A 26,099-nucleotide genomic window follows, 5' to 3' on the forward strand; every position below is an offset into this window, starting at 1 on the left:
ACGTGAAACAATTAAACATTAAAGCGGAAATGAACAACATCCCCATCTTTCATCACATATTCTTTTCCTTCTAGGCGGACTTTCCCAGCCTCTTTAGCCGCATGTTCTGAGCCATATTCCACAAGATCATCATAGGAAACCACTTCCGCGCGAATAAAGCCGCGTTCAAAGTCTGTATGGATAATACCTGCACATTCTGGCGCTTTCATTCCTTTTCGGAACGTCCATGCACGCACTTCTTGAACCCCAGCAGTAAAGTAAGTGGCTAGTCCAAGCAGTGAATAAGCCGAACGAATCAATTTATCAAGACCAGATTCCTCAATTCCAAGCGCTTCAAGGAATTCAGCTTTATCCGCATCATCTAGTTCCGCAATCTCTTCTTCAGCACGTGCGCAAACTACGATGACTTCAGAGCCCTCTTCAGCTGCAAGTTCTTTTACTTGTTGCACGTACTTATTGCTGTCAGGATCAGCGACATCTTCCTCACTCACATTAGCCACATAAAGAACTGGTTTATTGGTTAGCAAGAATAAATTGCGGACGATCTTAGCCTCTTCCTCGTTAAATTCAAGCGCCCGAGCCGGCTTGTCATTTAAAAAGCCTTCTTTAAGCTTCGTCAAAACGTTAAACTCAGCTACCGCTTCCTTGTCTTTTTGTTTCGCCATTTTTTCCACACGGCCGATACGTTTTTCAACGCTTTCAAGGTCCGCTAAAATCAGCTCTAAATTGATTGTCGCGATATCATCGAGCGGATCTACGCGCCCTTCCACGTGCGTGATGTTCTCATCTTCAAAGCAACGCGTCACGTGACAAATCGCATCCACTTGGCGAATATGCGACAAAAATTTGTTTCCAAGTCCTTCGCCTTTACTTGCCCCTTTTACAATCCCGGCAATATCCGTAAATTCAAAAGTCGTTGGCACCGTTTTTTTCGGGCTCACGAGTTCAGTTAATTTATTCAAACGATTGTCTGGAACCTCAACAATTCCAACATTGGGATCAATCGTTGCGAACGGATAGTTTGCAGCCTCCGCTCCAGCTTTTGTAATTGCATTAAAAAGTGTTGATTTCCCAACATTCGGAAGTCCGACAATACCAGCTGTTAATGCCATTTTATAATAACTCCTTTTCACTTTAATCGTTTCAAATCACTAAGAACTATTATAAAGGTTTTCTTTACAAAAAACCACCCACATTCTGCTATAATAGTTGTACCTAAGCCACAAGGAGGAACTCAAATGATACTTGAAACTGAACGCTTATACGCAAACGAAATGACTCAAGCCGACCTCCCCGCTCTTGCCTCCATGCTTCAAGACCCTGAAGTAATGTACGCTTATGAGCACGATTTTTCGGATGCCGATGTACGTAGCTGGCTCGAAAACAACCTCCGTCGCTACCGCGAGCTTGGTTTTGGACTTTGGGGCATCTACTTAAAAGAAAACGATCAATTTATCGGAAACGCTGGGATCACCTACCAAGAAGTCGAAAACGAAATGGTGCTAGAACTGGGATACTTGCTTAAAAAAATTTATTGGCATAAGGGCTACGCCCGTGAAATAACGGCTGCAATCGTTCAATATGCCCAAGACAAACTTCATGCGCCAGAAATCCATGCGACAATCAAAACAACCAATGCCGCTTCCATTCGCGTTGCCGAAAACAATCAAATGGAGCGAACCAAAGCTTATATCAAGTTTTATTATGGCATCGAAATGCCCCATTACTTATACACACGCAAATTTTAAAAAAGCCATCCGCGGATACACCCACGGATGGCTTTTAATTAGGCTTTCAAATCAGCCACGTGCTGCGCAAGTTCAATTCCTGTTCCAGCAGCCACACGTTCAGCCCATTCTGGCACGGCTTGATAGAAATTCCGCAAGTTGCGAATCTTAATATCTTCACGAACTGTCGCCCAGTCATCTACAATATTCTTCACAAGCGCGTCACGTTCCCCTTCCGAATAGCGATTCCAAACTTCGCGCGCATGCACAAAATTATTTGGTTTCTCTGCTGCTAGCCGGCCTGAAATGTCACCTCGAATTTCTTGTTCTTGCTCAACAAATGCAGGATTTTCTTTCGGCTCGGAACTATAACTATTTGGCTCATAATTGATCGAGCTCGTTTGCTGCCCAATTGGCATATAGCCGTCACGTTGATTGTTCGCAACCGGCGCTTTTGGCTTATTAATCGGCAGTTGCAGGTAGTTCGGTCCCACGCGGTGGCGCTGCGTGTCTGAATAAGAAAACAGTCGCCCTTGAAGCAAACGGTCTTCAGATGGGAGCATACCTCTTACAAGAACCCCGGGGTTGAAGCCTACCGATTCTGTTTCGGCAAAGACGTTCTCAGGGTTGCGATTTAACGTCATTGTGCCCACAAGTTCGTATGGGAAAACATCTTCAAACCAATCTTTGGTTGCATCAAGTGGATTGAAATCAAATGTATCAAGGTCTTTTGGATCAAGCACTTGGACATATAAATCCCATTCTGGATAGTTCCCCGCTTCGATGGCTTCATGCAAGTCCCGTGTGGCATGGTTGAATTCTTTTGCTTGAATCTGAGACGCTTGTTCCGTCGTCAAATTGACAATCCCAGCTTTTGGTTGCCAACGTAGCTTCACATAGACCGTTTTTCCTGCCTCATTAATCCATTTAAAAGCATGTATGCTCGAACCACGCATCTCGCGGTAAGAAGCAGGCGTCCCTTCATCGCTAAAGAGATAAGTAAGCATCGTGACCGCTTCTGGCGTTAAGCCCATGAAGTCCCAGTAACGATTTGGATCTTGGATATTCGTCGCTGGATCTGGCTTGAGCGAATGAATCACGTCTGGAAATTTAATCGCATCACGAATGAAAAATACAGGCAAATTATTTCCAACAAAATCATAATTTCCTTCTTCTGTATAAAATTTGATCGAAAATCCACGTGGATCGCGCAACGTCTCAGGAGAATGCTGTCCATGGATAACCGTAGAAAAGCGAGCAAAAACTTCTGTTTCTTGTCCTTCTTCTTGTAAAAAATGTGCCATCGTATATTTTTTCATGCTATTTTTGACTACAAACTTTCCGTGTGCCCCTGCCCCACGTGCATGAACGACTCGTTCTGGAACTCGTTCACGGTCAAAATGAGCTAACTTTTCAATTAACTGATAATCTTCAAGAAGCGTTGGTCCTTTGAAACCTGCCGTCATCGAATTTTGATTGTCTCCAATTGGCACTCCTTGATTCGTTGTTAAATTTTTCTTTTCGGTCAAATTGAATCCCTCCATCTAACAAAATGATTCATTTAATTAAAATAATTATTAAATGATAATTATTATGATAAAGAGTTTCTAAACTTGCTGCAACTAATTAGCTTATAATTTTTTACAAAAAACAAGCATGTAAAAAGACCCACCACAATTAACACGATGGGTCTTTTGGTTTATTTTTCATTTGGAAGAATATTTTTTACTTTTCGTTCGAATTCTCGCCGTGGCAACAACACACTGTGTCCACAACCTTCACATTTGATTCGAATATCCATCCCCATTCGAATAATCCGAAAACGATTGCTTCCACAAGGGTGTGGTTTCTTCATTTCTACAATATCATTTAACTCAAATTTTTTACTTTCCATTTCTATCCTCTTCACAAATTTTATTTAATCATCAAACTGCACATCTAAAATTTCTAAAATCCGATCCAAGTCATCATCTGATAAAAACTCAATTTCAATCTTGCCTTTTTTGTTTGTGCGTTTAATTGAAACCGCCGTTCCAAACTTATCTCGCAATTGATTTTCACTCTCACGAATAAAGACTGGTACTTTCTTTGGCTTCTTTGTTTCACGTGAAACATTCTCATTAGTATCAGTCACAAGCTTTTCCAATTGCCGCACAGTGAGTTCTTCTTTGACTGTTTTTTTCGCGAGTGGAATAATATTTTTCTTCTGTTTTAATGCAAGAAGGGCTCGAGCATGTCCTGCTGATAGCTCTCCACTACGAATCATATCTTGGACTTCATCTGGCAGAGAAAGCAAGCGAATAAAATTTGCCACATAAGGACGACTTTTTCCGACACGCTCTGCAAGTTTAGCTTGAGTCAGTTTCAAATTTTTCATTAGGAAATCATAGGATTCGGCTTCTTCAAGTGCAGATAGATCTTCCCGTTGCAAGTTTTCAATTACAGAAAGCTCCATCATTTCTTGATCATTTAGCTTTCTTACCACCGCAGGAATTTCTTTGAGACCGGCTTGGACAGATGCACGGCATCTTCTTTCCCCTACCACAATTTCGTAGCGATCCTTTTTCTCTCTTAGAATAACGGGTTGTAATACACCATGAATTTTGATGGAATCCGTTAGTTCTTGAATAGCTTTCTTATCAAAGTTTTTCCGTGGTTGAAATGGGTTCGCATCCACTTTATCAAGCGCAATACTTACAACAGTTTCTTCATCTGTATCCACTGTGTTAAATAATGCGTTGATTCCTTTTCCAAGTCCTTTAGCCATTTGCAATCACTTCCTTAGCTAATTCTAAATAAACTTCGGCCCCTTTTGATTTTGGATCATATAGAAGAATCGGTTTCCCATGGCTTGGTGCTTCACTTAATCGTACATTTCTAGGAATGATCGTATCAAATACTTTATTTTGGAAGTATTTTTTAACTTCCTCAATAACTTGAATTCCAAGGTTTGTCCGCGCATCAAGCATAGTTAAAAGCACGCCTTCAATTTGCAACTCAGAATTCAATTGTTTTTGTACGATTCGAATTGTATTTAAAAGCTGACTTAACCCTTCTAATGCATAATACTCACATTGAACAGGAATCAAAACAGAGTCTGAAGCAGTCAACGCATTTAACGTCAGCAATCCAAGAGATGGTGGACAATCAATGATGATGTAATCATACTCATCTTTTATCGTATCAATTGCTCGTTTTAAACGAAGCTCCCTTGAGATCGCTGGAACAAGCTCAACTTCAGCTCCAGCAAGCTGGATAGTAGCAGGAATAACATCTAGATTATCTAACTCAGTATGTTCACGCACATCTCTAAGTGGAACATCGTCTACTAATACATTGTAAATACAGTTTTCGATTTCTCCCTTATTGATACCAACACCACTAGAGGCATTTCCTTGAGGATCAATGTCTACTAGCAAGACCTTTTTTCCCAAAAAAGCTAGGCTAGAGCTAAGATTGACAGAAGATGTCGTCTTACCAACGCCGCCTTTTTGATTCGCAAGTGCAATAATTTTGGTCACTTTCTTCACCAGCCCCTTATTAAGTTCCTGATCTCTCAGTTCTATAATTTCTATTCTACCAAAACTTTTCCAATCCGTCTCTTAAATTAGCTAAAATTTTATTTTTCATCCTAAAAAATTGTTTCACGTGAAACAATTGAGTTTTCTATCCAACAAAAAAGGCCCACGTGTGTGGGCCTTTTTACTCACTTATAGTCAAATGAAAGTTTAACCTCTAAAACTGCACAGGTCTTTTGATACATACGTAAAGTTAAATCTGGATCCCCTGCTTCAATCCGTTCAATAATCGTTGGTGACAAGTCCGATTTCAACGCCAAATCAAGTTGCGACCATTTTTTCTCAATTCGTTTCGCAAAAATGACTCGTGCAAGCATTGCTGAAACACTTTCCAGATAATGAACAATCCCTTCATGTTCATAAGCCCGTTTTTTCAAGGATTCAAAGCTATAGGCCTCCTCGCCAATACTCAAATCAGCATTAGTTCGACTTAAGAAAATGCGTTTTGCTTCTTCGCGATATGCACCCATTTGGTCAATAAATGGATTTTTATCTTTAAAATAGCCTTTAATAAAGCAATAATATGTTTCAGACTCTGAAAAAGCCGTAAAATAAATCAAACGGCAATTACGGTCCTTAAAGTGTAGTTTAAGTTCATGGAGCGGTTGATCGATCGTCGATTCAATACGCGTAGATTGAAGTGAATACGCCTGGCTCTTCCCAATCGAAAGGTGTAGATCTGGTGCAATCTGTTTTCCTGTACTTAACCGTCTTGTTTCAGCATTTTCCAGATCAAATAGTCCTTGCAATAAAAGCGTTGCCATTAATGGCTGCTCTTCAATCAAATCGTGTATAAAATCGTAAGCTTGAAATTGATTTTCCTCGTCTTTAACAAAAATAATTTTAGCCATGATCTCCCTTACCTCCTCATCTTTTTCCTTCCACTTTAATTTTACTTCCTTTAGCTGATTTTTGCACCCGATAACCCTAAACGCAAATAAAAAACAACCTTCCGAGGAAGATTGCTTGATTAGTTTGATTGTTGATCGAGTTGTTTTGCTTTTTTGTGCCATCCCATGATCTTTCGGATTAGCCAAAAAACATAGATGAAAGCAATGATATACATCAGATAACCCATTCCTGCAGTGATAATTGCTTGCGTGTTACTAATTTTCGCTGCGGGACTCGCAGACATTAGCGGATAGATGAAAAAAATGACCATGCGCTGCGGTTGTAGCCTTAAAATAGCTTCTGTAATTGATGTGACAAAAGAAGGCAAAATCATCGCTGAACAAGCGATTCCCACAATATGCCAAATAATTTGTAGTATTTTCACGTTCGATTCCCCTCTTACTTTTTATTTTTAGGAATTTGAATGGTGATTTCGAAAAATTCATCCGATTCCTGTTCATTGATGTTCAAATCCATTCCGCCTTTTTGCACCATCGAAACGGATTCTTTAATTGTATTTAAAGCAATTCGCGCATCTTTACTCACCAGCCGCAACTTTGCCTTTTTCTTTGGTTTTTCATCTTTTTTCATCAAAAGCTCTCGAATTAGTTCATCCGTTTGCTTAACGCTCAAATGATTGTCTCGAATTTTATCTAAAACTTTCAGCTGTTCTTCTTCACTTTCGAGAGCTAACAAAGACCGTGCATGGCGCTCAGAAATTTCTTTTGCAAGAACAGATTCTTGGATTCCCTTGGGCAACTTGAGTAAACGCAGCTTATTCGCAACAGCAGATTGACTTTTCCCAACTTGTTTCGCTAGTGCTTCTTGCGTCACACCATTCATCTCAAGCAAACTTTGATAAGCCACAGCCTCTTCAATCGGCGTAAGCTGTTCTCTCTGCAAGTTTTCAATCAACGCGAGCGCCGCCGACTCATCATCCGTAAATTCTTGAACGATCGCCGGAATAGTTTCCATTTCCAAATGAACAGCCGCACGATAACGTCTTTCCCCAGCAATGATTTCATAACGAGTTTCTTCGCTGTTTTCCTCGATTTCACGGAGAACAATCGGCTGAATCAAGCCATGAATTTTGATCGTTTCAGCAAGTTCTTCAATTTTTTCTTGATCAAATACCGTTCTCGGTTGAAATTGATTGGGCATAATTTGATTTAACGGAATTTCTTCAACTCGTTGCGTTAAATCTTGCTCGACCAACTCGTCCGCTTTGTTTTTATCTTTTTTCCCAAAAAGTGAAAAAGCCATGGAGTATCGTCCCTTCTCAGTTTATCTCACAATAAAGTTTGTACTCTTCTTTTCATTTTAGCAGAAATAGCCAGGAAAAACATTACTCAATCGGTTGTTTATTTGGAAGTCCTGCTTTACGAGGATATTTTTTCGGTGTTTCTTTCGCTTTTTTAATCACATAAATATTTCGTTCGCTGTTTTCAGCAGGAAGTTGAAAAGCAAAATGCTCCGTCACCTTCCCACCTAAAACTGCAATGGCTTTTTTAGCTGTTTCAAGCTCCTGCTCGGCTTGTTGCGCTTTCATCGCTAAAAATACACCATCTTTTTTAACGAGCGGCAAACAAAGCTCAGCCAGCACGCTCATTCTAGCAACAGCGCGAGCGGTTACTAAAGAAAATTGTTCGCGGTGCGCTTTATTTTGACCAAAGCTCTCTGCTCGATCATGATAAAAATGAACATTTGTAAGTCCTAACTCATCCGCTAAATGATTTAAAAACGTGATCCGTTTGTTTAGAGAATCCACAATGCTAACTTCTAGATGTGGAAAACAAATTTTCAGCGGCAAACTCGGAAAGCCAGCGCCCGCTCCTACATCACAAACCGTATTAAAATCATTAAACGACACATAAAAAGCTGCAGAAATCGAATCGTAGAAGTGCTTCAAATAGACTTCCTCTTTATCCGTAATTGCCGTTAAATTCATTTTTTCGTTCCATTCGACAAGCAATTCATAATACCGTTCAAATTGCTGCATTTGCGTTTCCGTTAGCAGGATTCCCGCTTCAGCAAGTTTCGCCTGAAATTGTTCTGGATTCACGTTTTTCCCTCACTTTACTTTTGCAATTTTTCCTTGTTCAATATAAACCAATAAAATGGAAATATCCGCTGGGTTAACACCGCTAATTCGGCTTGCTTGTGCGATCGATAGCGGTTCGATTTTCTTAAGTTTTTCAACAGCTTCCGTTGCCAAACCAAAAATCGCATCGTAATCAATATTTTCCGGAATTTTTTTATCTTCCATTCGCTTCATTTTTTCAACTTGTAAATAAGCTTTTTCGATGTAGCCTTCATATTTAATTTGAATTTCCACTTGTTCTGCCACATCCCAAGACACAGATGTTTCACGTGGAACAATTTCTATGATTTTATCATACGTCATTTCTGGTCTACGTAAGAAGTCCGCCGCCAAGACACCATCTTTAAGTTCAGCCGAGCCTAATTCACGAAGCATTGCTTGCACTTGTTCTGTTGGCTTGATTCTCGTTGTTTCTAGGCGATGTTTTTCTTCTTCTACCGCCGCTTTTTTCGCTTGGAACCGCGCATAACGTTCATCGCTGATCAGTCCGATTTCATGACCAAGTTCAGTCAACCGCAAATCCGCATTATCATGGCGCAAGAGGAGGCGGTATTCAGCCCGCGAAGTTAAAAGGCGATAAGGTTCTTCCGTGCCTTTCGTTACGAGGTCATCAATGAGCACGCCAATATAAGCTTGGTCGCGACCCAAAATGACAGGCTCCTTCTCTTGAATCTTGCGGCAAGCATTAATACCGGCCATTAAACCTTGTCCAGCTGCTTCCTCGTAACCGCTTGTTCCGTTAATTTGTCCAGCAGTAAAGAGTCCTGGAACTAATTTGGTTTCAAGAGACGGCCAAAGTTGATCTGGCATCACCGCATCATACTCAATTGCATAGCCAACTCGCATCATTTCAACATTTTCAAGACCAGGAATCGTCCGAAGCATTTTTTCTTGCACATCTTCAGGTAGGCTCGTAGAAAGACCTTGCACATAAACTTCTTCCGTGTTGCGACCTTCAGGTTCCAAGAAAATTTGGTGCCGCGGTTTATCACTGAAGCGAACAATTTTATCTTCGATAGACGGGCAATAACGCGCGCCTGTTCCTTTTTTCGTCGCTGTAAACATCGGCGAGCGCGACAAGTTAGCATGAATAATTTCATGTGTGTGCTCATTCGTATAAGTTAACCAACATGGCAGTTGGCTAAGTAGCATTTCAGTCGTTTCATAGCTAAACGCACGCGGATTTTCATCCCCTGGTTGAATCTCCGTTTCATCATAATTAATGGAACTAGATTTGACACGTGGCGGTGTCCCCGTTTTAAAGCGACGCAAAATAAAGCCCAATTCTTCCAAGTGCTCTGACAGTTTAACTGATGGTTGTTGATTGTTTGGACCGCTTGAATAACGCAAGTCTCCAACAATAATTTCACCACGAGAAAATGTTCCTGTCGTTAAAACAACAGCATCCGCTGTGTATTTCGCACCACTATTTGTAATCACGCCGCGACAGATACCATCTTCTATGACTAGACGGTCAACTAAGCCTTGTTTAAGCGTAATATTTTCTTCTTTTTCAATCGTATGTTTCATTTCATGCTGATAGTCCCATTTATCCGATTGTGCACGTAAAGCACGTACGGCAGGTCCTTTACCAGTATTCAACATTCGCATTTGCACATACGTTTTATCTGTATTTCGTCCCATTTCGCCGCCGAGCGCATCAATTTCACGCACAACAACACCTTTTGCTGGGCCGCCAACTGACGGGTTGCAAGGCATGAATGCGACCATATCTAAATTGATCGTTAACATAAGTGTCTTCGCACCCATCCGGCCGCTTGCAAGACCTGCTTCAACGCCCGCATGGCCAGCACCTACAACGATCACATCATAATGACCAGCTTCATAAATTTGCATTTTTTCCTTCCATCTCCTTTATTTACCTAGACAAAACTGATTAAATAGTTGATCTAAGAGTTCATCCTGAACAGAATCCCCCGTAATTTCACCGAGTAAATCCCATGCTCTTGTCATATCGATTTGCACAATATCGACTGGCATTCCAGCTTCAACACCTTCAATTACCGCATCGAGCGCACTCGCAGCTTGATGAAGAAGCGCAATATGCCGCGTATTCGAAACATAAGTTGCATCCCCTGCATCAATTTCCCCAGTAAAGAACAACTTTTTAATCGCTTCTTCAAGTTCTATGATGCCACCATCCGTGAGCATCGACGTCTCTACAACAGGATTAGTGCCCGCAAGCGCCTGAACCTGAGCAATATCTATTTCTCGCTTTAAGTCCGTTTTATTCAACACTACAACATAGCGATGATTTTGCGCCGCTTCAAACAGCGCTCGATCTTCCTCTGTCAGTGGTTCATTTTGATTTAATACAAGTAAAATAAAATCTGCATCCTGTAGCGCTTTTCTTGATCTTTCTACCCCGATTTTTTCAACAATATCTTCCGTTTCGCGAATACCAGCCGTATCAATCAAACGAAGCGGTACCCCGCGCACATTGACATATTCCTCAATGATATCACGCGTCGTCCCCGCAATATCCGTCACGATCGCTTTTTCTTCTTGAATAAGCTGATTAAGCAGTGAAGACTTCCCTACATTCGGTCGGCCAATTATGGCTGTAGCGAGCCCATCCCGTAAGATTTTCCCCTGCTGAGCCGTTTCAAGCAGCTGTGCAACAGATGCCTTTACAAGAAGCGTTTTTTCAACGAGCATCTTCTGCGTCATTTCCTCAACATCGTCGTATTCTGGGTAATCAATATTAACCTCAACTTGCGCGAGCGCGTCCAAAATCTCCTGCCGCAAATTCCGAATTAACCGCGACAAATTGCCGTCCATTTGCGCGAGCGCAACCCCCATCGCCCGGTCCGTTTTCGCACGAATCAAGTCCATGACCGCTTCTGCCTGTGACAAGTCAATTCTTCCGTTTAAAAAGGCGCGCTTAGTGAATTCTCCAGGTTCAGCAAGCCGGGCGCCACTTCTTAATAGCAATTGTAAAACCCGGTTAACTGCAACAATTCCGCCGTGACAATTAATCTCAACGACGTCTTCTCTCGTAAACGTTCGTGGTGCTCGCATCACAGAAGTCATAACCTCTTCGATTGCTTCACCATTTTCCTTTATATGTCCATAATGGATCGTGTGACTATCCGCGTCCGCCAAGCGATTTTTGGCATAAAAAATACGATCCGCTATCTGAATCGCTTCATCGCCGCTTAATCGAATAATAGCAATGGCTCCTTCGCCGGGCGGTGTTGAGATAGCAGCAATAGTATCCAAATCCATTCTTCTCCCACCTTTCTTCTATAAGCCAAATAAGCTCGGGCTAAAAGTGTCCGAATAAATTCCTTGCGACTACACAACCATTCACTCTGCTTTGACCAAAGCTCAAGTCATTCATCAGCATTATTTAATTATCCACAATTGATATGTTCTATTTTAACTTATTCACATGTGGATAACAACCGTTTTTTATTTTATCCACAAAAAAAGTACGCCTCTTCTTCCGAGGCGCACCTTCTCATTTTGTTTCCAATTGATGAACAAACAAGCCACTCAAAAGCTTCGGCTCAAACCAAGTCGATTTAGGCGGCATAATTTGATTGGCATCCGCAACCCCGAGCAAATCTTCCATTTGCGGTGGATACATCGCAAACGCCACATTAAATTTCCCACTATCCACAAGCGTCTTTAACTCGGCCAGTCCGCGAATGCCACCTACAAAATCAATTCGATCATCCCGGCGCACATCCTCGATTCCAAATATCGGCGCGAGCACCTGATCCTGAAGGATGGACACATCAAGGCCACCAATCACATCATTCGGGATAACCTCTTGTTTCGCTTTAAGGCCATACCAAGCTCCATCCAGATACATCCCAAATTGATGCTTCTCTTGCGGCTTGAATGCCTCCTGCTGCGCTGGCGTCACATCAAATGCAACCTTCACTTTTGCTAGGAAATCATCTGGAAGCGGCGCCCGAACCACGCGGTTGTAGTCCAAAATAGAAAGCTCCTCTGCCGGAAATAGCACCGAAAGGAAAAAATTAAATTCCTCATCCTGAGAAGCATCCGGATGGATCTCCCGGCGCTTCAAGCCCACTTTGACGGCTGATTCCGTGCGGTGATGCCCATCGGCAATATAAAGTGCTGGCACGGCTTCAAAAGTCTGACCAATTTGCTCCGCTAAGTCTGCATCCAGAATTTGCCACGCGCGATGCTGCACATCATAAAAACTCGCAAAATCATATAATGGCTCATTTTGATTGGCATAGCGATGTAGCGCTTCAGTCAAATTGGGTTTGCCCCGATAAGTAAGAAAAATGGGACTTGTATTCGCATCGCAAGCATCAATATGGCGAATTCGGTCGAGTTCTTTTTCTTCACGGGTAAACTCATGCTTCTTGATGATCCCATCCGCGTAATCCTGTATCGACGTCACGGCTGCTAGGCCAAGTTGGGACTTGCCGCCAACTGTTAATTCATACAAATAGTAAGAATCCTGCTCCTCCTTTTCTAGCCAACCACTTTTTAAAAAAGTTTTGAGGTTTTCATTTGCTTTTTGATAGACTTCATCGGCGTATGGCGAAAGGTTTTCATCCAAATCAATTTCTGCTTTGTCGATATGCAAGAAGGAGTAAGGATTTCCCTTGCCGAGTTCTCGCGCTTCTTCGCTATTTAAAACATCATAGGGAAGCGATGCGACTTGGTCCGCCAAATCTTGCCTGGGTCGAACGGCTTTAAATGGTCTCACTTTTACCAACTTTCTTCCTCCTTTATCATGTTGATATTTCCCGGGAAATAGTTCAGGAAACGGTGACTCCGATTGGTTCAATGACTCGAACGCGAAGTACTCCTTCAATTTTCTCTAAGTCTTCTTTGATTCGTTCCAAATTCACGGCTTCATTTTGTTCTAAATCGAGCAGCGTATACGCATAGCCTTCGCGGCTTCGGTTTGTAAGATCGAGAATGTTGATTTGATGGCTCGCGACAATCGTTGAGACTTGTCCTACCATGTTGGGAATATTGTGGTGGCAAACGCCGATTCGCGGATGGCCATTGTAAGGCATTTCCACATTTGGATAGTTCACCGAGTTTTTGATGCTGCCCGTTTCGAGATATGATTGTAGTTCTCGCGCCGCCATGATGGAGCAATTGATTTCTGCTTCAGCGGTTGAAGCGCCTAGATGCGGCAATACGCGGACGTGTTCATTTTCAAGCAGCGCGTTTGTAGCAAAATCTGTCAAATAAAGACGCAATCTCTGGTGATCCAAGGCATCCAAAATTGCCGTTTCATCCACTAATTCCCCTCGAGAAAAATTCAATAATACTGCATCTGAACGAAGCAGCATCAACGTTTCTGCATTAAACATTTGGTTTGTGTTTTCTCGAAGCGGAACATGAACGCTGATGTAATCGCACGTTGTTAAAATTTCTTCGAGTTCCGTCGCGCGCTTCACTTCTCGCGAAATCTTCCAAGCGGTATCCACGGATATGTAAGGGTCAAAACCCATTACTTCCATTCCAAGAGCAGCCGCGTCATTCGCAACAAGCGCACCAATTGATCCAAGCCCAATGATCCCCAGTTTCTTGCCAGCTAATTCGGTTCCAGAAAATGCTTTTTTTCCTGCCTCCACTTTTGCAGCCAAGTTTTCACCTTCGAGTTCGCGAACCCACGTGCAGCCTTCAATGATCGGGCGAGCTGCCATGAACAAACTTGCAAGCACTAGCTCTTTCACGGCATTGGCGTTTGCTCCTGGCGTATTAAATACGACGATGCCTTGCTCCGAACAGCGTTCAAGCGGGATGTTATTCACGCCAGCTCCTGCTCGCGCTATGGCTTTTAATGAACTCGGAAACTCAAAATCATGCAAACTATAACTGCGTAGCAATAAACCATCTGGATCGACATTTTGATCCACACTGTACTTCTCGTGATGGAAGGTTGCAAGTCCTTCTTCTGCAATGGCGTTTAGCGTTTCAATCTTAAACATAAATTTTTCCCCCTTTATATTTAACAGCGAAACCCTCCATAAAATGAACAAATTCTTCGACGCCAAGAATTGGGAAGGCATTGTATAAACTAGCTCGCATACCGCCGACCGAGCGATGCCCCTTCAAATTGATGAAGCCTTGTCTCTCCGCTTCTTGCAAAAAGAGTTGGTCTAGTTGTTCGTTACCGGTTTGAAAAGGAATGTTCGTGAGCGAACGGAATGCGGGTTCTACGGAAGAACTAAACATCTCGGACTGATCTAAGTAAGCATACAAAAGGGCGGCTTTTTCGTGGTTTCGTCGTTCCATTTCAGCCACGCCGCCCTCTTTTTTAATCCATTCTAAAACAAGCTTTGCCACATAAATAGCAAAGGTTGGTGGTGTATTATAAAGCGAATCATTTTTCGCTTGTACGGCATAATCGAGCATTGCAGGCAAGTCAGGCACTTGGCCGATCAAATCTTCCCGCACAATCACTATCGTAAGTCCTGCTGGGCCAATGTTTTTTTGCGCTCCCGCATAAATCAATCCAAAATCTTCGACTCGGTAATCGTTTGATAAGATGTTAGAAGACATATCCGCGACAAGTGGGATTTTAGTTTGCGGAATATCGAAGTAAGCTGTCCCTTCGATGGTATTATTCGTTGTGATATGTATGTAAGATGCGTCTTGTGGCGCTTCTGGGATTTCTGGAATGTAATGAAAATTGCGATCCTCGGAAGAAGCAATAACAATGGGTTCTGCGACTTTTTTTGCTTCTTGGATGGCTTTTTTTGACCAAGAGCCAGTGTTTACAAATGCAGCTTTTTGATGGAGCGCTAGATTAAGTGGGACCATCGTGAACTGTAAGCTTGCTCCACCTTGCAGAAATAAGACTTTATAGTGATCTGGGATGCCCATTAATTCGCGAAGTAACTTTTCCGCTTCACGAATAATTTCTTCGAACAGCGTCGATCTATGGCTGAGTTCCATGACTGACATTCCCGATCCTTGATAAGAAAGCATTTCTTCTTGTACTTGTTTTAAAACAGGTTGTGGTAACACAGCTGGACCCGCTGAAAAATTATAGACTTGTTTCATTCCCCGCTCGCTCCCATCCATTCTTATTTGGTAAACTAACATTTTTCACTTGTGCATCAAGACACAATTTTTAGAATAAATAAAAAATCACATGCTTTTCGTATATTATAACAGATGCCGCTTAAATTTAAAGAAAAACCCTTCATAAAAAAACAAGTCCCTCTATGGAAAAGGCACTTGCTCATTAATTATTTAGTTTTTCTAAATGCGAAAAAGTAAATTACAAGAAAAACAAGTAGCGCTAAAATAGCAGAACGATACATGATCGCATAGTTGCTATAAGTAGCGACAATACTAAGCCCAAAGCTTCCGATCGCCATCCCTATATCCATGCCAGATAAAAAGGTTCCGTTTGCGGCTCCTTTATTTTCTGGAGCAGCTCGGTCCACGGTAAGAGCTTGTAAGGCAGGTTGTGTCATTCCGTACCCTAAACCAAATGCGAGCGCTGCTAGAAATAGCATCCAAGCGCCTGTAGCAAAGGAAAGCAATAAAATACCTAGCATCATAGCAAAGACACCAGGAACGACGACAACGAAATGACCTTTCGTATCGTATAATCGTCCGGCAAATAGGCGGCTTAAAAGTATGGTAATCGCTTGTCCTAAAAAATAAATCCATGTGTTTTCGACATGTATTTCTGTGCCGTATACCATCATGAACGTTTGAATCCCACCAAGTGGAATAGCCATCAATAAACATAAAAAAGCCGGCAATAGAGCCGTTTTTTCGAAAAGCTTCATTTTTCCGCTTTTTTTTATCTTTTCTTGCTTAATTCGAACTTGTGAAAGCAGCAAGAACGTCGCAACTAAAATGACTAAGGCAAATGTGATCAATGTGTTGAATGAAAAATAGTTCATAATCAAAATCGCGACAACGGGAGCAAGCGACATGCCAAGCGCCGTCGTTAATCCGTAAAAACCAATTCCTTCACCCGTTCGATTGGGTGGAACAATTGCCGAAACCCCGGTGGCAATGGAAGTCGTACTGATTCCCCAGCCAGCTCCTTGAATGAAGCGTACCGCAAGAAGTGCTAACACAACGGTTGAAACATAGAAACTAGCCGTTGTTGCAATCAAAATAAGAAAGCCAATTAAAATGAGCACCTTAGAACCGAATCGGTCATTCCAACTTCCTGAAATAGAACGCATCAGAAGCGCCACAACGGAGAAAACACCTACCGCGAGGCTTGCTTCAACTTGGGAACCACCCAGTTTAATAATTTGTGTCGGTAGCGTTGGCATGAACACCATGAAGCCAACATATAGAAAAATACTTCCGATCAGTAAAAAAACGTAGTCCTTTGTCCATAATTTTGTTTTACTTTCCAAAAAATCCCTTCTTACTCAATATTATTCTCGATTTGGTTTAACAAAGTAGCAAAAGTTTGCAAATCTTGTTCTGAAAAACCGGCAAACATATTCTTGCAAGCCTCTTCTACAGTTTCCTGCAAAATACGAGTTAGCTCGCTTCCTTTGTCGCTTAGACTCAACAAAGTTTTTCGTCGATCCACGGCATCTGTTTCACGAATCACCAAATTTTTGCGCTGCAACACGTCGATGATTCGGTTAACCGTCGGCGTATCTTTTTCTGAGAGCCCCGCTAATTCTCTTTGCGAAATGGGCGCTTTCTGGTGGATAATGTTTAAGATTGTCCACTGTTCTGGTGTGACTTGCAGATCAGCTAAATTTCTTGAAAGAAACAAGTGCATTTTTTTCGCGATTTTTGTTGTTTGAAAAGAAAATTCATCAAACTTTTGCCTCATTATTTCACCACACCTTTATTAATTGTTATGACAATCATTGTCACAACAATCATATAACATAATTTAAAAAAAGTCAAAAAGCCAGATAACGGCTGGGAATCTGCCGTTATCTAGCTTTAAAGTAGTTCAATATTGATAATCTCATCAAATTGAACAAAATAAATTTGGCCGAATATATCTCGAAAAAGAATTTCTTGTGTTTTTGTATCCATTTGAAATGGTACGAGATCCATTTCACGAACAATACCACGCCCTACGAAAGCTTCCGAATCTTCAAAAGATGCCAACTCCAGTTTTGCCACATTTGCTTCTTCAAAAAAGTTTAAACGCACTAACCATTCCCGCTTAATCGCATCAGACAGTGTGATATAAAAGCTTTCCTGTTCGATAGGATCCACTTGCGGTTTTTCAATAAGAACGGCTGGATTAGTGATTTCTACTTGTTTATTTAAAGATATAGCATAAACCATTGTGATCACCTCTTTCTATCTTTATTATACGAACAAACGTTCTTGTTTGCAACTATTTTTTTAAAAATTTTTTTACTTAGAAGATCAATAGGTTTAGCGCTTACATAAAAACAAAAGCTTGCAATCCTAAAAATTAGCCACTATACTAAAGTAAGTAAATAACATTTGAAAAGAGGTATTCCTATGTCAAACACATTTTTAGAAACTATTAAATCGCGCCGTTCAATCTATGCGCTTGATAAAAACGTATCGTTATCACAAGATGAAATCGAAGAAATCATTAAAGAAGCCGTAAAACACAGCCCTTCTTCTTTCAACTCACAAACTTCACGAGCTGTCATTTTATTCGGCGAAAACCATGATAAACTTTGGAATATCGTAGAAGATACACTTCGCAAAATTGTTCCAGCTGAAAATTTTGCTTCGACTGAAGGAAAAATTGCTTCTTTCCGTGCTGGTTACGGAACCGTTTTATTTTTCGAAGATACTGATGTAATCAAAGGATACCAAAAAGATTTCGCACTTTATGCTGAAAACTTCCCAATTTGGTCCGAACAAGCAACTGGTATTGCGCAACACTCCGTTTGGGTAGCTCTTGCAGAAGCTGGAATTGGTGCTTCCTTGCAACATTACAATCCACTAATTGATGACGCTGTGAAGGCTGAATGGAACCTACCAGAAAGCTGGAACTTGCGTGCACAAATGCCATTTGGTAATATCGCTGCTGAGCCTGGTGAAAAAGAATTCATGGCAGACGAAGATCGCTTCCGCATTTTTAAATAAGTACGTAAAAAAAGCCTTAACTGACGAGCCCTTTTTTGAAAGGCACAGCAGTTAAGGCTTTTTTATTTCGCAATTAAAGTTTCTACACGTTTAGAAAGTTCATCACAACTCATCTTCCCCGTTATCATCCCTCTCACTTCACCATCTACGATCACAAATGAGTTGGGGATTCCCTTTACTTTGAACCGATCAGCAATTTTCCTTTGCTTATCTACGTTGACTTTGACAATTTGGATACCTCTATTTTCTATTTCGGCATATTGATCCAAAGTTGACCAAAAACAGCGACACGGCGCACACCACTCGGCCCAGAAGTTTAGTAAAATCTTTGGATGACTGGCAATAATCTGATCAAAGTCGTCTTCTTTCGCATGTATAATCGCCATATTTTCTCACCTCTCGATTCAGATTATGCCATTCCATCTGAATCGTCAAGCAAACGAGCTTAACTGTTCATTTTTTAACAGTTCCTCGATACTTTCTTAAACCCGCAAAGAGGAATAGCAAAATACCAAGCGCTGCCACAAGCGCAGTTCCCGCAAAATCGAAAAATAAATCATTCGACATGTTTTCTGCCCCGTTAAAGGCCGCAATAACCTGCTTAAAATCAAGTAATGCGCTAAATAAACTACCGATAAATAGCAAGAAAACTAGGAAGATCTGTCCGCAAATGCTACCCAGTTTTGTCCACCTGCTTCGAAGTAGTAAACTGGCATCTTGCATTTCTGTAGTGGCAGTCGCATACGCTGAGCGATTTAAGTGGCGGCTTAGCATGGATAAAAACAAGGAAGCAATAAAAATACCAACGCTGATGCTTAGTCGCGCCGGAATCACAATCAAGACAAAGCTTAAAGCAATCCCTAAGCTGTAGAGATATAAAATTGGGCGTTTGCCCCAAGCCTTTTTAACGATTGGCTCAACCGCAAGAGAAAATAGCGTCCCTAAAAAGTACACCATATATACACCGAATAACATGAAATTAAAGTCTTTTTCGGCCAGTGCAACAAAGGTTCCATAAAGTAGCGTAAAACTCATAATTGCACCTTGTGAAAAGGAAAAATATAAAATCCAAGGTTCCAATTTCAGTTTCATTCTCGGCATTAAGTAAAGACCTGCACCGATAAAAATTAAAATTCCTACAAGGGCTGCGAGAAATACCCAAAACACATAATCTGTAGATTCAATGGTGCGTGCTTCTTTAAACAAAAAGAGAATGAAGGAAGCAATAAAGAACACGAGAAAAGGTCGAATTAAAAAGGCTTCCCCTGATCGAGTTTTCACTTCATAGTCAGGCAAGCGACTGACAAAGTAAAAGGTAATCAGAAGTAGTGCTGCGTAAAATAAGAAGGCTAAGCTTGGATAGAGATATCGTGCTAAAATGCCGCCAATCGCAAGCGCTAAGATAATCACAAAGAGCGCCCGTAAATAATTGCGATTCGACATCTTCCTACCATAATAAAAATGATCATGATACTGCAAAGTAATATAGACAGGTAGCGCCATACTGCTTGAAATTCCGATCAATATAGCCCCCATTTCAATCCAAAGTGCATCGAATGAACCAAGGCTAGCCAAGACCGATCCAATAATCCCCATCGTTAGCAATACAAGTAAAAGTGACTTAGTTTTTGCTTGATAATTAAAAGCGTTAAATAAAAAAGTCCCGGTTGATTTAAACACATAAAAGATAATTAGTGAAGCATAGCCATTTAACCAGCCTTGATATTGATTGCCCGCTAAAATAAAAAACAGATATGGCATAAATACGGTTGCATTCATTACAGCGTACATAAAAAATTTTCCTTTTGGCTCCATGTCCAACTCCTCAATTCAATCCAAACGACCCAAAATGTTTCACGTGAAACAATTCAAAGTCATTTGGCAGATTTCAACAATCTTGCAACATTCTCAGCTGTCCTTACTAAATTTTGTTCTGCATCCCGGCGCACTTCATCAAACGTAGCCACCGAAGCAATACTCGGAAAAATAGCTGTTATCCCTTGTTCATAAAGATGCTCACTATCCATTGTTACACTCCCACAAATGGCAATCACTGGAACCCGTCCGGCAACCGCACGCGCCACTCCAAGCGGCGCCTTCCCACTTGAAGTTTGGCCATCCATTCGGCCTTCCCCAACAATGACAAAGTCAGCATCCGCGCAAGCTTCCTTAAGCTGTAACTCTTCAATCACATAGTCAATGCCAAGTGTCAGTTCAGCTGAAGCAAATTGAAGAAGACCCGCGCCCATTCCTCCTCCTGCCCCAGATCCTGGTACTTCTGGAATTCCAAAGAAACGATCATAAAACGCGGCCATCATCTCATCGACTTGAGGCATCTTCGCTTCGCTTAGACCTTTTTGCGCTCCAAAGATAAAAGTAGCGCCATTCACTCCCACCAAAGGATTGGTCACATCTGTAATAACGCGTATCTTTGTTTTAGCTAACTGCGGCCGTACGCCTTCTTTTTTGATCGTATGAATTTGTGCTAGATTTTCTCCAACTGGTGTAACCATTTCGCCTGCCTCATTTAAAAACACATAACCTAAACCCGCGGCCATGCCAATGCCGCCATCATTAGAAGCCGTTCCTCCAACTCCAATGACAATTTCTTCTGCGCCTTGCTCCATCGCGTAATTTATCATCTCTCCAACACCCCGAGTTGAAATTGCTAGCGGATCACGCTTATCTTCAGGAACAAGCTGCAAACCGCAAATTTCAGCCATTTCGATAAAAGCAGTTTTCCGCTCATCAATAAAAGCAATCGGCGCCACGATCGACTTTAAAAGCGGACCCGTAACTGAAACAACTTGGCGCTCTGCCTGGCGTATTTTAGCAATCACATCAAGTGTGCCTTCCCCACCATCCCCGACGGGCAAAAGCTGGTATTCTGCTTCTGGAAAAACGCGCAGAAAGCCTTTCTGAATAGCAATAGCCGCTTTTTCCGCCGAAAGCGTTTCTTTAAAAGAATCTGGAGCGATGACAAATTTCATCCTGGAACCTCCTTTTTTGTTCTATCATATCATTTTTCACAAAAAAACAAAGTCCTAATCTTTAGTTGACAGCCTAACTCACAGCCGTTATTATAAAATTAATAAGGTCCTGTAGCTCAGTTGGGAGAGTATCACCTTGACATGGTGGGGGTCGCTGGTTCGAGACCAGTCGGGACCATTTTTCTAAAAAACAGGCAAGAAACGGAGAGTTTTCGTTTCTTGCCTGTTTTGTTGTATTAAGATTTTGCTTCCTTATGTAAAAGTTCGCGAACCCGCTTTGGATTCACTATAAGCGATGTAAATAAAATGAATGGGAAAAACTGTAATGGGAAAACAAAAAGCAAAATCGAGCTAGTAAGAAGTGGACTCCCAACAATTCGTGAACAGCTTGCCGCAACAAAAATAGTAAGCAAGAATCCGATGTGCCCGTTAAGTGGCCAAGTAAACACATAGCCCATCACACTGCTTGCAAAGATTGCCGGAAAGATCAACCCACCTTTCCAGCCCGTGTTTACGCAAATCGCTGCAAGAAGCGGCTTGAGGAGCGCAAGCAAAAGCAAAAACGGCCAGCTATATTTCACTACTTCACTCGACATTTCGATCAGCTGATGCTCCCCTGAAAACAAGAAATACGAAGAAATCATTCCAAGAAGCCCAATGCTCAGGCCGCCAATCAGTGCGAGTAGCCACTTATTCCGCACAAAATGAAGCACCTTTTCAACAAGTGATTGCAATCCATTAAAATAAAAAGCAAAAGCAACACCGCAAATCATGGCAGGAACCACGAAAATGAGGTTTTGTAAATTCCATATCGCTTGATCGGATAGCCGAATGGCAAATATACTTTCCGGAAGTGGCAAAAGCTGTTTAACGATCACGAAAGCTGCTAAAGCACAGAAAGAAGCGACAATTGAAAGCGAATAGCGCAACCAACCGGGCAACTTCCGTTCCACTGGATTTTTATGTTCAACATCTTGAACAATCCCATTAAAAGGAGCAAGGAAAACGACTGACATCATCGCGCCTATCCCCAGGTTCACAAGTTCCTCCCGACTCGCTAAATTAATGCGTAAATGTTCCACTAGCCAAGTAATCATTGCACCGACAATACCGATTAGTGCCGCTTCCGGTCCAACACTTGCCCCAAAAGAAAGAATAATCCATGCTGCCACAATCGTTTTCCACAGTCGATTTTTATATTCGATTCGACCAGTATCCCGAAATTCAGCCATATTTTCATGCATTGTATAAGGAAATGCGCCCCATCTCGTTTGCATAAGTCCAACAAGCAAAGCGCCAATTAGACCCACCATAAGCGGATAAAAATTGGGCTGATTCAAGCTTTCTGGAAGTTGTTCCCAAACAAAATCTGTTGAAAAGTGAACAGCCGCTAAAAACAAGGCTGCTACAACGCCAATAACCACACTTAAAAGCAGTGTATAGCCCCCGAGCACAATTGCTACCTTTTTCATCTTGCTTCCCTCCGAAACTCTAAGCCATCTAATTGGATACTCTTTTATTTTTGCCCGAAAAATAGCCTCTTCAAACGAATAGTCAAAAACTGAACTGAGAGAAGCAAGAAAAAAGCCATCCCTATAAAAAGGAACAGCTTTTTCATTTCTTTTTTCTATTCATTTCTTTTTTCAAAGCTTTTTTCACTTCTTGGTTCACTTGTTCTTCATACTCATCACTTTGCGTTTTCGAATCTTGAATCAAGCGGTCACAAAAAGCGGCGACATCTTTTCCTGTAACATCTAGAACCGCATCGCCTCTTGCAGCACCTTCCTCAAAAAGTTCCAAAACATCAGCAAGTGGCTTAATCCCATCGATAAGCTCCAAAGGACCCACTTTGAAAAGGTACTTTTGGATTTCTTTATACACCACTTTATAGTCTTGCGGCAGTGCATTGACTCGCGCCATATGCTTACGCCATTCTTTTTTTTCGGACAAAATTTCCTGCAAGCCCATCTCTATCCCTCCTATTATTTCAGCTTTTTCGCCACATTTTTATTCAACTGATCGCGCCATTTATCACGCAATGACTTTGCCCCTTCTTCGCCAGCAAGCGCCACACAAAAACCTTTCACGTCGTCCCCCAAAATTTCTTGCACAGTTTGTCCGTCTGCCGCCGTTTCTTCAAACCAATCAACCACGCCACCAAGAATAGGAATGAGGTTACGACCGGTAAAATCGGCGTGCCCCGCGAGGTTCAGGGTGATTTCTTCCCAAGCCGCCTGATAATCATCCGGTAATTTTTCGATGCGCGACTGAAAACCATTCATATCTCTCGTAATATCGTTTCCAGTAATTTTATCCCAGAAATTCATGCTTGTTCCTCCTTCAATTTATCAATTTTCGATGAAACAAACTCCCATTTTTCCCAGAAATTTTCCAGTTCTTTTTGACCAGCATCGCTTAACGAATAAAACTTTCGCACTGGGCCCATTGTCGATTTCTTCTTAGTTATGACAACGAGCTCCTTTTTTTCAAGTCGCAAGAGAATTGTATAAACAGTTCCCTCTACAATATCTTCAAAACCCGATTCCTGCAAAATCTTAGTAATTTCATAGCCATAGGTTTCTTTCCGATTAATAATTTCAAGGATAATTCCCTCAAGAACCCCTTTTAGCATCTCAGTTATTCCATTCATAATTTGTCATCTGTCTTACGTACAAACAGATTTTCCTCCTTCCCATCAACTATATAGTAATGTTAAGTTCTACTACATAGTAATACGATATAGAAAATTTGTCAACTAGTGAACGTCACACAAAAGCCGAAAAGATTTTTTCTTTTCGGCTTTCATATTTTTGAGAAATGAGTTCTGATTTTTTTAGTAAACCACGTCTTTGTGCCTTTAGCTTATATTTCTTCATCGCTTTTTGCGCGTCATATTTTTACGTTCAGGCATCTTAATTCCCTTTGATTTATTATGCAAATGACTCCTATATTAGCTATCATTATTTCGGCGGTTGCTGTTTTTAAAAATGTTTTCTTCAAAGGCCTTCATTTCTACGATTATTTCGGCAACTGAACGTTCTTTTTTTGATTCGTCAGTGGAACTAGTTTCTTTTCCGTTTTCTTTTTCTTCAGCTTCAATGTCAGAAACACTACGAACATTGAATCTATATTTTTCTTTCAGATAATCATCAAATAGCTCATCAGAAGTGTCAACAACTTCAACACCATGTTTACTGCTCAGTGGTGCATCAATTGTTAGTTTTTCATCTCCATTTACATACCCTTTGATATGGGTGACTCCAGTTGGATTAGTGTATGTATCCGTTAAGGTTACACTCTTTATATTGTTAAAATTATAATTTAGATATTTTTCGATGCGTGGCTTTTGCTCCTGCATCAATTCTTGCTTTTGATGTTTCATGTATAGATAGCCCCCTAAACTGATAAGTAGTATAATAATCAGTATAATTAATATGGTTTTCAATGTTCTCCTCTTTTTCATATGTTCAACTCCCAGCATGTGCAATAAGGTACAGAATTAATATAACATAAGAGGTGATGAAATTGGCAAAATTTACGGAAGAGCAATATTTTAATTTAGCGGATAGAGTTTATAATAACGATATCCTAAAAAACGGGAAAAGTTTTACTCTAGCGGATAGATCACAATGGAGAGTTATTAACTACATAGATAAAAATGGTAGCGGTTTACAAGCAGTGGCAGTTGTTCCAGCAAAAGAATATAAAAAGGGAAAGACAAATTATGATAATGTGGTATTTGTTTCTCGTGGTTCAGAAGGTCGAGAGTTCCTAAAAGACTGGATTAATGCAGATTTAGGAAAATTAGGGGTTGGAATGAAGCCAGCGACAGATGTCAAACTAAGAGGCATAGTTGGAAAGGACGTTCAAAAAGTACATAATACGTTAAAGAAATATGGCTTAGGTAATTTTGCCAGTTCCTTACCTGCCTGGTATTTGAATACTGATAATCAATTTGCAGAGTATCAGGTTTTTGTCAATCAAACACTAAAGAAATATAAGGCTAAAGATTATAGTTTTACGGGTCATAGTTTGGGTGGTGCACTGGCAATTTTTATGGCGGTTCAGCTGAAAAAAAGGGCGGTCACTTATGCGGCGGCGAATCCGTATCGGTTGTTATCAAAGGCGCAACAAGAAGCAGTGAAGAATGGTGACTTTATGGGACTTATCACGGATTATCGGCATCGTTTAGACCCAGTCGGAAAAATTGTACCTGGAGGCATTCCGATTGGAAAACAATTTATCATGGATACAAACCCTGCTGTTTTGGGAGGAACAATGCCGATTAAGGGACATATGCGCGATACATTTGTAGGTATGTTCAATGCTGATGGAACAGCCCAGTTAAAAGTAAAACCAGACGAAATTATTAGGCGGGCAGAACGTATAGACAATATTGTGTCTGTGATGCGAAAACTTCAAAATCGAATGGAAGAATTAGAAGACAAAGTGAACCAGGAATCAAAACGGCTAAGAAATCGTTTGAATGAGGATACGGTGGAAGGTGCTCGGTTTAGGGAATTGACAATTTGGGACGTCGATAATATGCTCACAGAGCGTTCTAAAAAACATCGTAACGGGATTTATATGTTTCATGACCCAGAAAAATTTGAGCGTTTTTATGAATCAAATGAAAAGAATATCAAACGTTTGAAAGAATTTAAAATGGAGTTGATTCAAGCAGCAAAAAAAATTCGAGAAAAAGATATGAGTATAGGGAACTGGATAGCAGCCAACATGAAATAAACATACAGGAGGAATA

General features: G+C 41.1%; 28 protein-coding genes and 1 tRNA gene. 4 read left to right on the plus strand and 25 right to left on the minus strand.

Annotated elements, in window-relative coordinates:
- Positions 1–11: 11 nt before the first annotated feature.
- The gene (gene ychF / locus UR08_RS10175; RefSeq protein ID WP_115753525.1) at positions 12–1,112 is read right to left on the minus strand and encodes a redox-regulated ATPase YchF; all 1,101 of its coding nucleotides are present in this window, start codon (positions 1,110–1,112) and stop codon (positions 12–14) included.
- A gap of 126 nt (positions 1,113–1,238) precedes the next feature.
- Between ychF and UR08_RS10180 the strand changes: the two genes are divergently transcribed.
- Positions 1,239–1,748: a GNAT family N-acetyltransferase gene (locus UR08_RS10180; RefSeq protein WP_115753526.1), complete on the plus strand. Its 510-nt coding sequence runs from the start codon at positions 1,239–1,241 to the stop codon at positions 1,746–1,748.
- Positions 1,749–1,786: 38 nt separating this feature from the next.
- Here UR08_RS10180 and UR08_RS10185 read toward each other — a convergent pair whose 3' ends face one another.
- The 16 genes from UR08_RS10185 to UR08_RS10260 all read right to left on the minus strand — a co-directional run bounded on the left by UR08_RS10185 (position 1,787) and on the right by UR08_RS10260 (position 17,564).
- Positions 1,787–3,256: a catalase gene (locus tag UR08_RS10185; RefSeq protein WP_115753527.1), complete on the minus strand. Its 1,470-nt coding sequence runs from the start codon at positions 3,254–3,256 to the stop codon at positions 1,787–1,789.
- Between the two features lie 170 nt (positions 3,257–3,426).
- Complete coding sequence (locus UR08_RS10190) at positions 3,427–3,627, minus strand: DUF951 domain-containing protein (RefSeq protein ID WP_115753790.1); 201 nt, start codon at positions 3,625–3,627, stop codon at positions 3,427–3,429.
- A gap of 18 nt (positions 3,628–3,645) precedes the next feature.
- Positions 3,646–4,494, minus strand: coding sequence for a ParB/RepB/Spo0J family partition protein (locus tag UR08_RS10195; RefSeq protein WP_115753528.1), 849 nt, complete (start codon positions 4,492–4,494; stop codon positions 3,646–3,648).
- Positions 4,487–5,248, minus strand: a complete 762-nt coding sequence (locus tag UR08_RS10200) for a ParA family protein (RefSeq protein WP_115753529.1) — start codon at positions 5,246–5,248, stop codon at positions 4,487–4,489. The genes UR08_RS10195 and UR08_RS10200 overlap by 8 nt, the downstream gene beginning before the upstream one ends.
- A gap of 185 nt (positions 5,249–5,433) precedes the next feature.
- Complete coding sequence (locus UR08_RS10205; protein ID WP_115753530.1) at positions 5,434–6,156, minus strand: helix-turn-helix domain-containing protein; 723 nt, start codon at positions 6,154–6,156, stop codon at positions 5,434–5,436.
- 119 nt (positions 6,157–6,275) lie between these two features.
- Positions 6,276–6,581: a hypothetical protein gene (locus UR08_RS10210; protein WP_115753531.1), complete on the minus strand. Its 306-nt coding sequence runs from the start codon at positions 6,579–6,581 to the stop codon at positions 6,276–6,278.
- Positions 6,582–6,595: 14 nt separating this feature from the next.
- Positions 6,596–7,459: a nucleoid occlusion protein gene (gene noc, locus UR08_RS10215; RefSeq protein ID WP_115753532.1), complete on the minus strand. Its 864-nt coding sequence runs from the start codon at positions 7,457–7,459 to the stop codon at positions 6,596–6,598.
- Positions 7,460–7,541: 82 nt separating this feature from the next.
- Positions 7,542–8,258: a 16S rRNA (guanine(527)-N(7))-methyltransferase RsmG gene (gene rsmG / locus UR08_RS10220; protein ID WP_115753533.1), complete on the minus strand. Its 717-nt coding sequence runs from the start codon at positions 8,256–8,258 to the stop codon at positions 7,542–7,544.
- Between the two features lie 9 nt (positions 8,259–8,267).
- Complete coding sequence (gene mnmG / locus UR08_RS10225) at positions 8,268–10,154, minus strand: tRNA uridine-5-carboxymethylaminomethyl(34) synthesis enzyme MnmG (RefSeq protein ID WP_115753534.1); 1,887 nt, start codon at positions 10,152–10,154, stop codon at positions 8,268–8,270.
- Between the two features lie 18 nt (positions 10,155–10,172).
- Positions 10,173–11,546: a tRNA uridine-5-carboxymethylaminomethyl(34) synthesis GTPase MnmE gene (gene mnmE / locus UR08_RS10230; protein WP_115753535.1), complete on the minus strand. Its 1,374-nt coding sequence runs from the start codon at positions 11,544–11,546 to the stop codon at positions 10,173–10,175.
- 235 nt (positions 11,547–11,781) lie between these two features.
- Positions 11,782–13,023 (minus strand): DUF1015 domain-containing protein, encoded by a 1,242-nt coding sequence (locus UR08_RS10235; protein ID WP_115753536.1) that lies wholly within the window; start codon positions 13,021–13,023, stop codon positions 11,782–11,784.
- A gap of 43 nt (positions 13,024–13,066) precedes the next feature.
- On the minus strand, positions 13,067–14,254 hold the full coding sequence (locus tag UR08_RS10240; RefSeq protein WP_115753537.1) for a phosphoglycerate dehydrogenase: 1,188 nt from the start codon (positions 14,252–14,254) through the stop codon (positions 13,067–13,069).
- Positions 14,247–15,332, minus strand: coding sequence for a 3-phosphoserine/phosphohydroxythreonine transaminase (serC, locus tag UR08_RS10245; RefSeq protein WP_115753538.1), 1,086 nt, complete (start codon positions 15,330–15,332; stop codon positions 14,247–14,249). The genes UR08_RS10240 and serC overlap by 8 nt, the downstream gene beginning before the upstream one ends.
- Positions 15,333–15,520: 188 nt before the next feature.
- Positions 15,521–16,660 (minus strand): MFS transporter, encoded by a 1,140-nt coding sequence (locus UR08_RS10250; protein ID WP_115753539.1) that lies wholly within the window; start codon positions 16,658–16,660, stop codon positions 15,521–15,523.
- Positions 16,661–16,671: 11 nt separating this feature from the next.
- Positions 16,672–17,094 carry a MarR family winged helix-turn-helix transcriptional regulator gene (locus tag UR08_RS10255; RefSeq protein WP_115753540.1) on the minus strand — a complete coding sequence of 141 codons (423 nt, stop codon included), beginning with the start codon at positions 17,092–17,094 and terminating at the stop codon, positions 16,672–16,674.
- Between the two features lie 116 nt (positions 17,095–17,210).
- Positions 17,211–17,564, minus strand: coding sequence for a hypothetical protein (locus tag UR08_RS10260; RefSeq protein WP_115753541.1), 354 nt, complete (start codon positions 17,562–17,564; stop codon positions 17,211–17,213).
- 183 nt (positions 17,565–17,747) lie between these two features.
- On the opposite strand from UR08_RS10260, the gene UR08_RS10265 reads away from it, so the two are divergent.
- Positions 17,748–18,347 carry a nitroreductase family protein gene (locus UR08_RS10265; protein ID WP_115753542.1) on the plus strand — a complete coding sequence of 200 codons (600 nt, stop codon included), beginning with the start codon at positions 17,748–17,750 and terminating at the stop codon, positions 18,345–18,347.
- Positions 18,348–18,409: 62 nt separating this feature from the next.
- Here the strand turns inward: UR08_RS10265 and UR08_RS10270 are convergent, their stop codons facing one another.
- The 3 genes from UR08_RS10270 to UR08_RS10280 form a co-directional block, all read right to left on the minus strand.
- Positions 18,410–18,733: a thioredoxin family protein gene (locus UR08_RS10270; RefSeq protein ID WP_115753543.1), complete on the minus strand. Its 324-nt coding sequence runs from the start codon at positions 18,731–18,733 to the stop codon at positions 18,410–18,412.
- Positions 18,734–18,800: 67 nt separating this feature from the next.
- A complete protein-coding gene (locus UR08_RS10275; protein ID WP_133296347.1) occupies positions 18,801–20,138 on the minus strand; it encodes a hypothetical protein in 1,338 nt (445 codons plus the stop codon).
- A gap of 83 nt (positions 20,139–20,221) precedes the next feature.
- A complete protein-coding gene (locus tag UR08_RS10280) occupies positions 20,222–21,337 on the minus strand; it encodes a glycerate kinase (protein WP_115753545.1) in 1,116 nt (371 codons plus the stop codon).
- Between the two features lie 105 nt (positions 21,338–21,442).
- Between UR08_RS10280 and UR08_RS10285 the strand changes: the two genes are divergently transcribed.
- Positions 21,443–21,515: transfer RNA gene (locus tag UR08_RS10285), tRNA-Val, on the plus strand.
- Between the two features lie 58 nt (positions 21,516–21,573).
- Here UR08_RS10285 and UR08_RS10290 read toward each other — a convergent pair.
- From UR08_RS10290 to UR08_RS10310, 5 genes are all read right to left on the minus strand, one after another.
- Positions 21,574–22,809 carry a chloride channel protein gene (locus UR08_RS10290; RefSeq protein ID WP_115753546.1) on the minus strand — a complete coding sequence of 412 codons (1,236 nt, stop codon included), beginning with the start codon at positions 22,807–22,809 and terminating at the stop codon, positions 21,574–21,576.
- A gap of 142 nt (positions 22,810–22,951) precedes the next feature.
- On the minus strand, positions 22,952–23,305 hold the full coding sequence (locus UR08_RS10295) for a DUF1048 domain-containing protein (RefSeq protein ID WP_115753547.1): 354 nt from the start codon (positions 23,303–23,305) through the stop codon (positions 22,952–22,954).
- 14 nt (positions 23,306–23,319) lie between these two features.
- Positions 23,320–23,664 (minus strand): DUF1048 domain-containing protein, encoded by a 345-nt coding sequence (locus UR08_RS10300; protein ID WP_115753548.1) that lies wholly within the window; start codon positions 23,662–23,664, stop codon positions 23,320–23,322.
- Positions 23,661–23,987, minus strand: a complete 327-nt coding sequence (locus UR08_RS10305; RefSeq protein WP_115753549.1) for a PadR family transcriptional regulator — start codon at positions 23,985–23,987, stop codon at positions 23,661–23,663. Before UR08_RS10305 ends, UR08_RS10300 begins: the two co-directional genes overlap by 4 nt.
- Before the next feature lie 300 nt (positions 23,988–24,287).
- Entirely contained in the window at positions 24,288–24,719 is a 432-nt protein-coding gene (locus UR08_RS10310; RefSeq protein ID WP_115753550.1) for a DUF1433 domain-containing protein, read from the minus strand.
- A 143-nt stretch (positions 24,720–24,862) separates the two neighbouring features.
- Between UR08_RS10310 and UR08_RS10315 the strand changes: the two genes are divergently transcribed.
- Positions 24,863–26,083 carry a lipase family protein gene (locus tag UR08_RS10315; RefSeq protein WP_165849986.1) on the plus strand — a complete coding sequence of 407 codons (1,221 nt, stop codon included), beginning with the start codon at positions 24,863–24,865 and terminating at the stop codon, positions 26,081–26,083.
- Positions 26,084–26,099: the final 16 nt, after the last annotated feature.

This window comes from Listeria kieliensis (genome assembly GCF_003369925.1).
In the GTDB taxonomy this organism is placed as follows: domain Bacteria; phylum Bacillota; class Bacilli; order Lactobacillales; family Listeriaceae; genus Listeria; species Listeria kieliensis_A.

Coding starts and splice junctions, on each gene's coding strand:
- UR08_RS10300 (WP_115753548.1), bottom strand. CDS start 23,664: ATGAATTTCTGGGATAAAATTACTGGAAACGATATTACGAGAGATATG.
- UR08_RS10275 (WP_133296347.1), bottom strand. CDS start 20,138: ATGTACGCTGTAATGAATGCAACCGTATTTATGCCATATCTGTTTTTT.
- UR08_RS10255 (WP_115753540.1), bottom strand. CDS start 17,094: ATGAGGCAAAAGTTTGATGAATTTTCTTTTCAAACAACAAAAATCGCG.
- UR08_RS10180 (WP_115753526.1), top strand. CDS start 1,239: ATGATACTTGAAACTGAACGCTTATACGCAAACGAAATGACTCAAGCC.
- serC (WP_115753538.1), bottom strand. CDS start 15,332: ATGAAACAAGTCTATAATTTTTCAGCGGGTCCAGCTGTGTTACCACAA.
- mnmE (WP_115753535.1), bottom strand. CDS start 11,546: ATGGATTTGGATACTATTGCTGCTATCTCAACACCGCCCGGCGAAGGA.
- ychF (WP_115753525.1), bottom strand. CDS start 1,112: ATGGCATTAACAGCTGGTATTGTCGGACTTCCGAATGTTGGGAAATCA.
- UR08_RS10290 (WP_115753546.1), bottom strand. CDS start 22,809: ATGAAAAAGGTAGCAATTGTGCTCGGGGGCTATACACTGCTTTTAAGT.
- UR08_RS10270 (WP_115753543.1), bottom strand. CDS start 18,733: ATGGCGATTATACATGCGAAAGAAGACGACTTTGATCAGATTATTGCC.
- UR08_RS10205 (WP_115753530.1), bottom strand. CDS start 6,156: ATGGCTAAAATTATTTTTGTTAAAGACGAGGAAAATCAATTTCAAGCT.
- UR08_RS10295 (WP_115753547.1), bottom strand. CDS start 23,305: ATGGGCTTGCAGGAAATTTTGTCCGAAAAAAAAGAATGGCGTAAGCAT.
- UR08_RS10260 (WP_115753541.1), bottom strand. CDS start 17,564: ATGGTTTATGCTATATCTTTAAATAAACAAGTAGAAATCACTAATCCA.
- mnmG (WP_115753534.1), bottom strand. CDS start 10,154: ATGCAAATTTATGAAGCTGGTCATTATGATGTGATCGTTGTAGGTGCT.
- noc (WP_115753532.1), bottom strand. CDS start 7,459: ATGGCTTTTTCACTTTTTGGGAAAAAAGATAAAAACAAAGCGGACGAG.
- UR08_RS10305 (WP_115753549.1), bottom strand. CDS start 23,987: ATGAATGGAATAACTGAGATGCTAAAAGGGGTTCTTGAGGGAATTATC.
- UR08_RS10280 (WP_115753545.1), bottom strand. CDS start 21,337: ATGAAATTTGTCATCGCTCCAGATTCTTTTAAAGAAACGCTTTCGGCG.
- UR08_RS10195 (WP_115753528.1), bottom strand. CDS start 4,494: ATGGCTAAAGGACTTGGAAAAGGAATCAACGCATTATTTAACACAGTG.
- UR08_RS10310 (WP_115753550.1), bottom strand. CDS start 24,719: ATGAAACATCAAAAGCAAGAATTGATGCAGGAGCAAAAGCCACGCATC.
- UR08_RS10265 (WP_115753542.1), top strand. CDS start 17,748: ATGTCAAACACATTTTTAGAAACTATTAAATCGCGCCGTTCAATCTAT.
- UR08_RS10240 (WP_115753537.1), bottom strand. CDS start 14,254: ATGTTTAAGATTGAAACGCTAAACGCCATTGCAGAAGAAGGACTTGCA.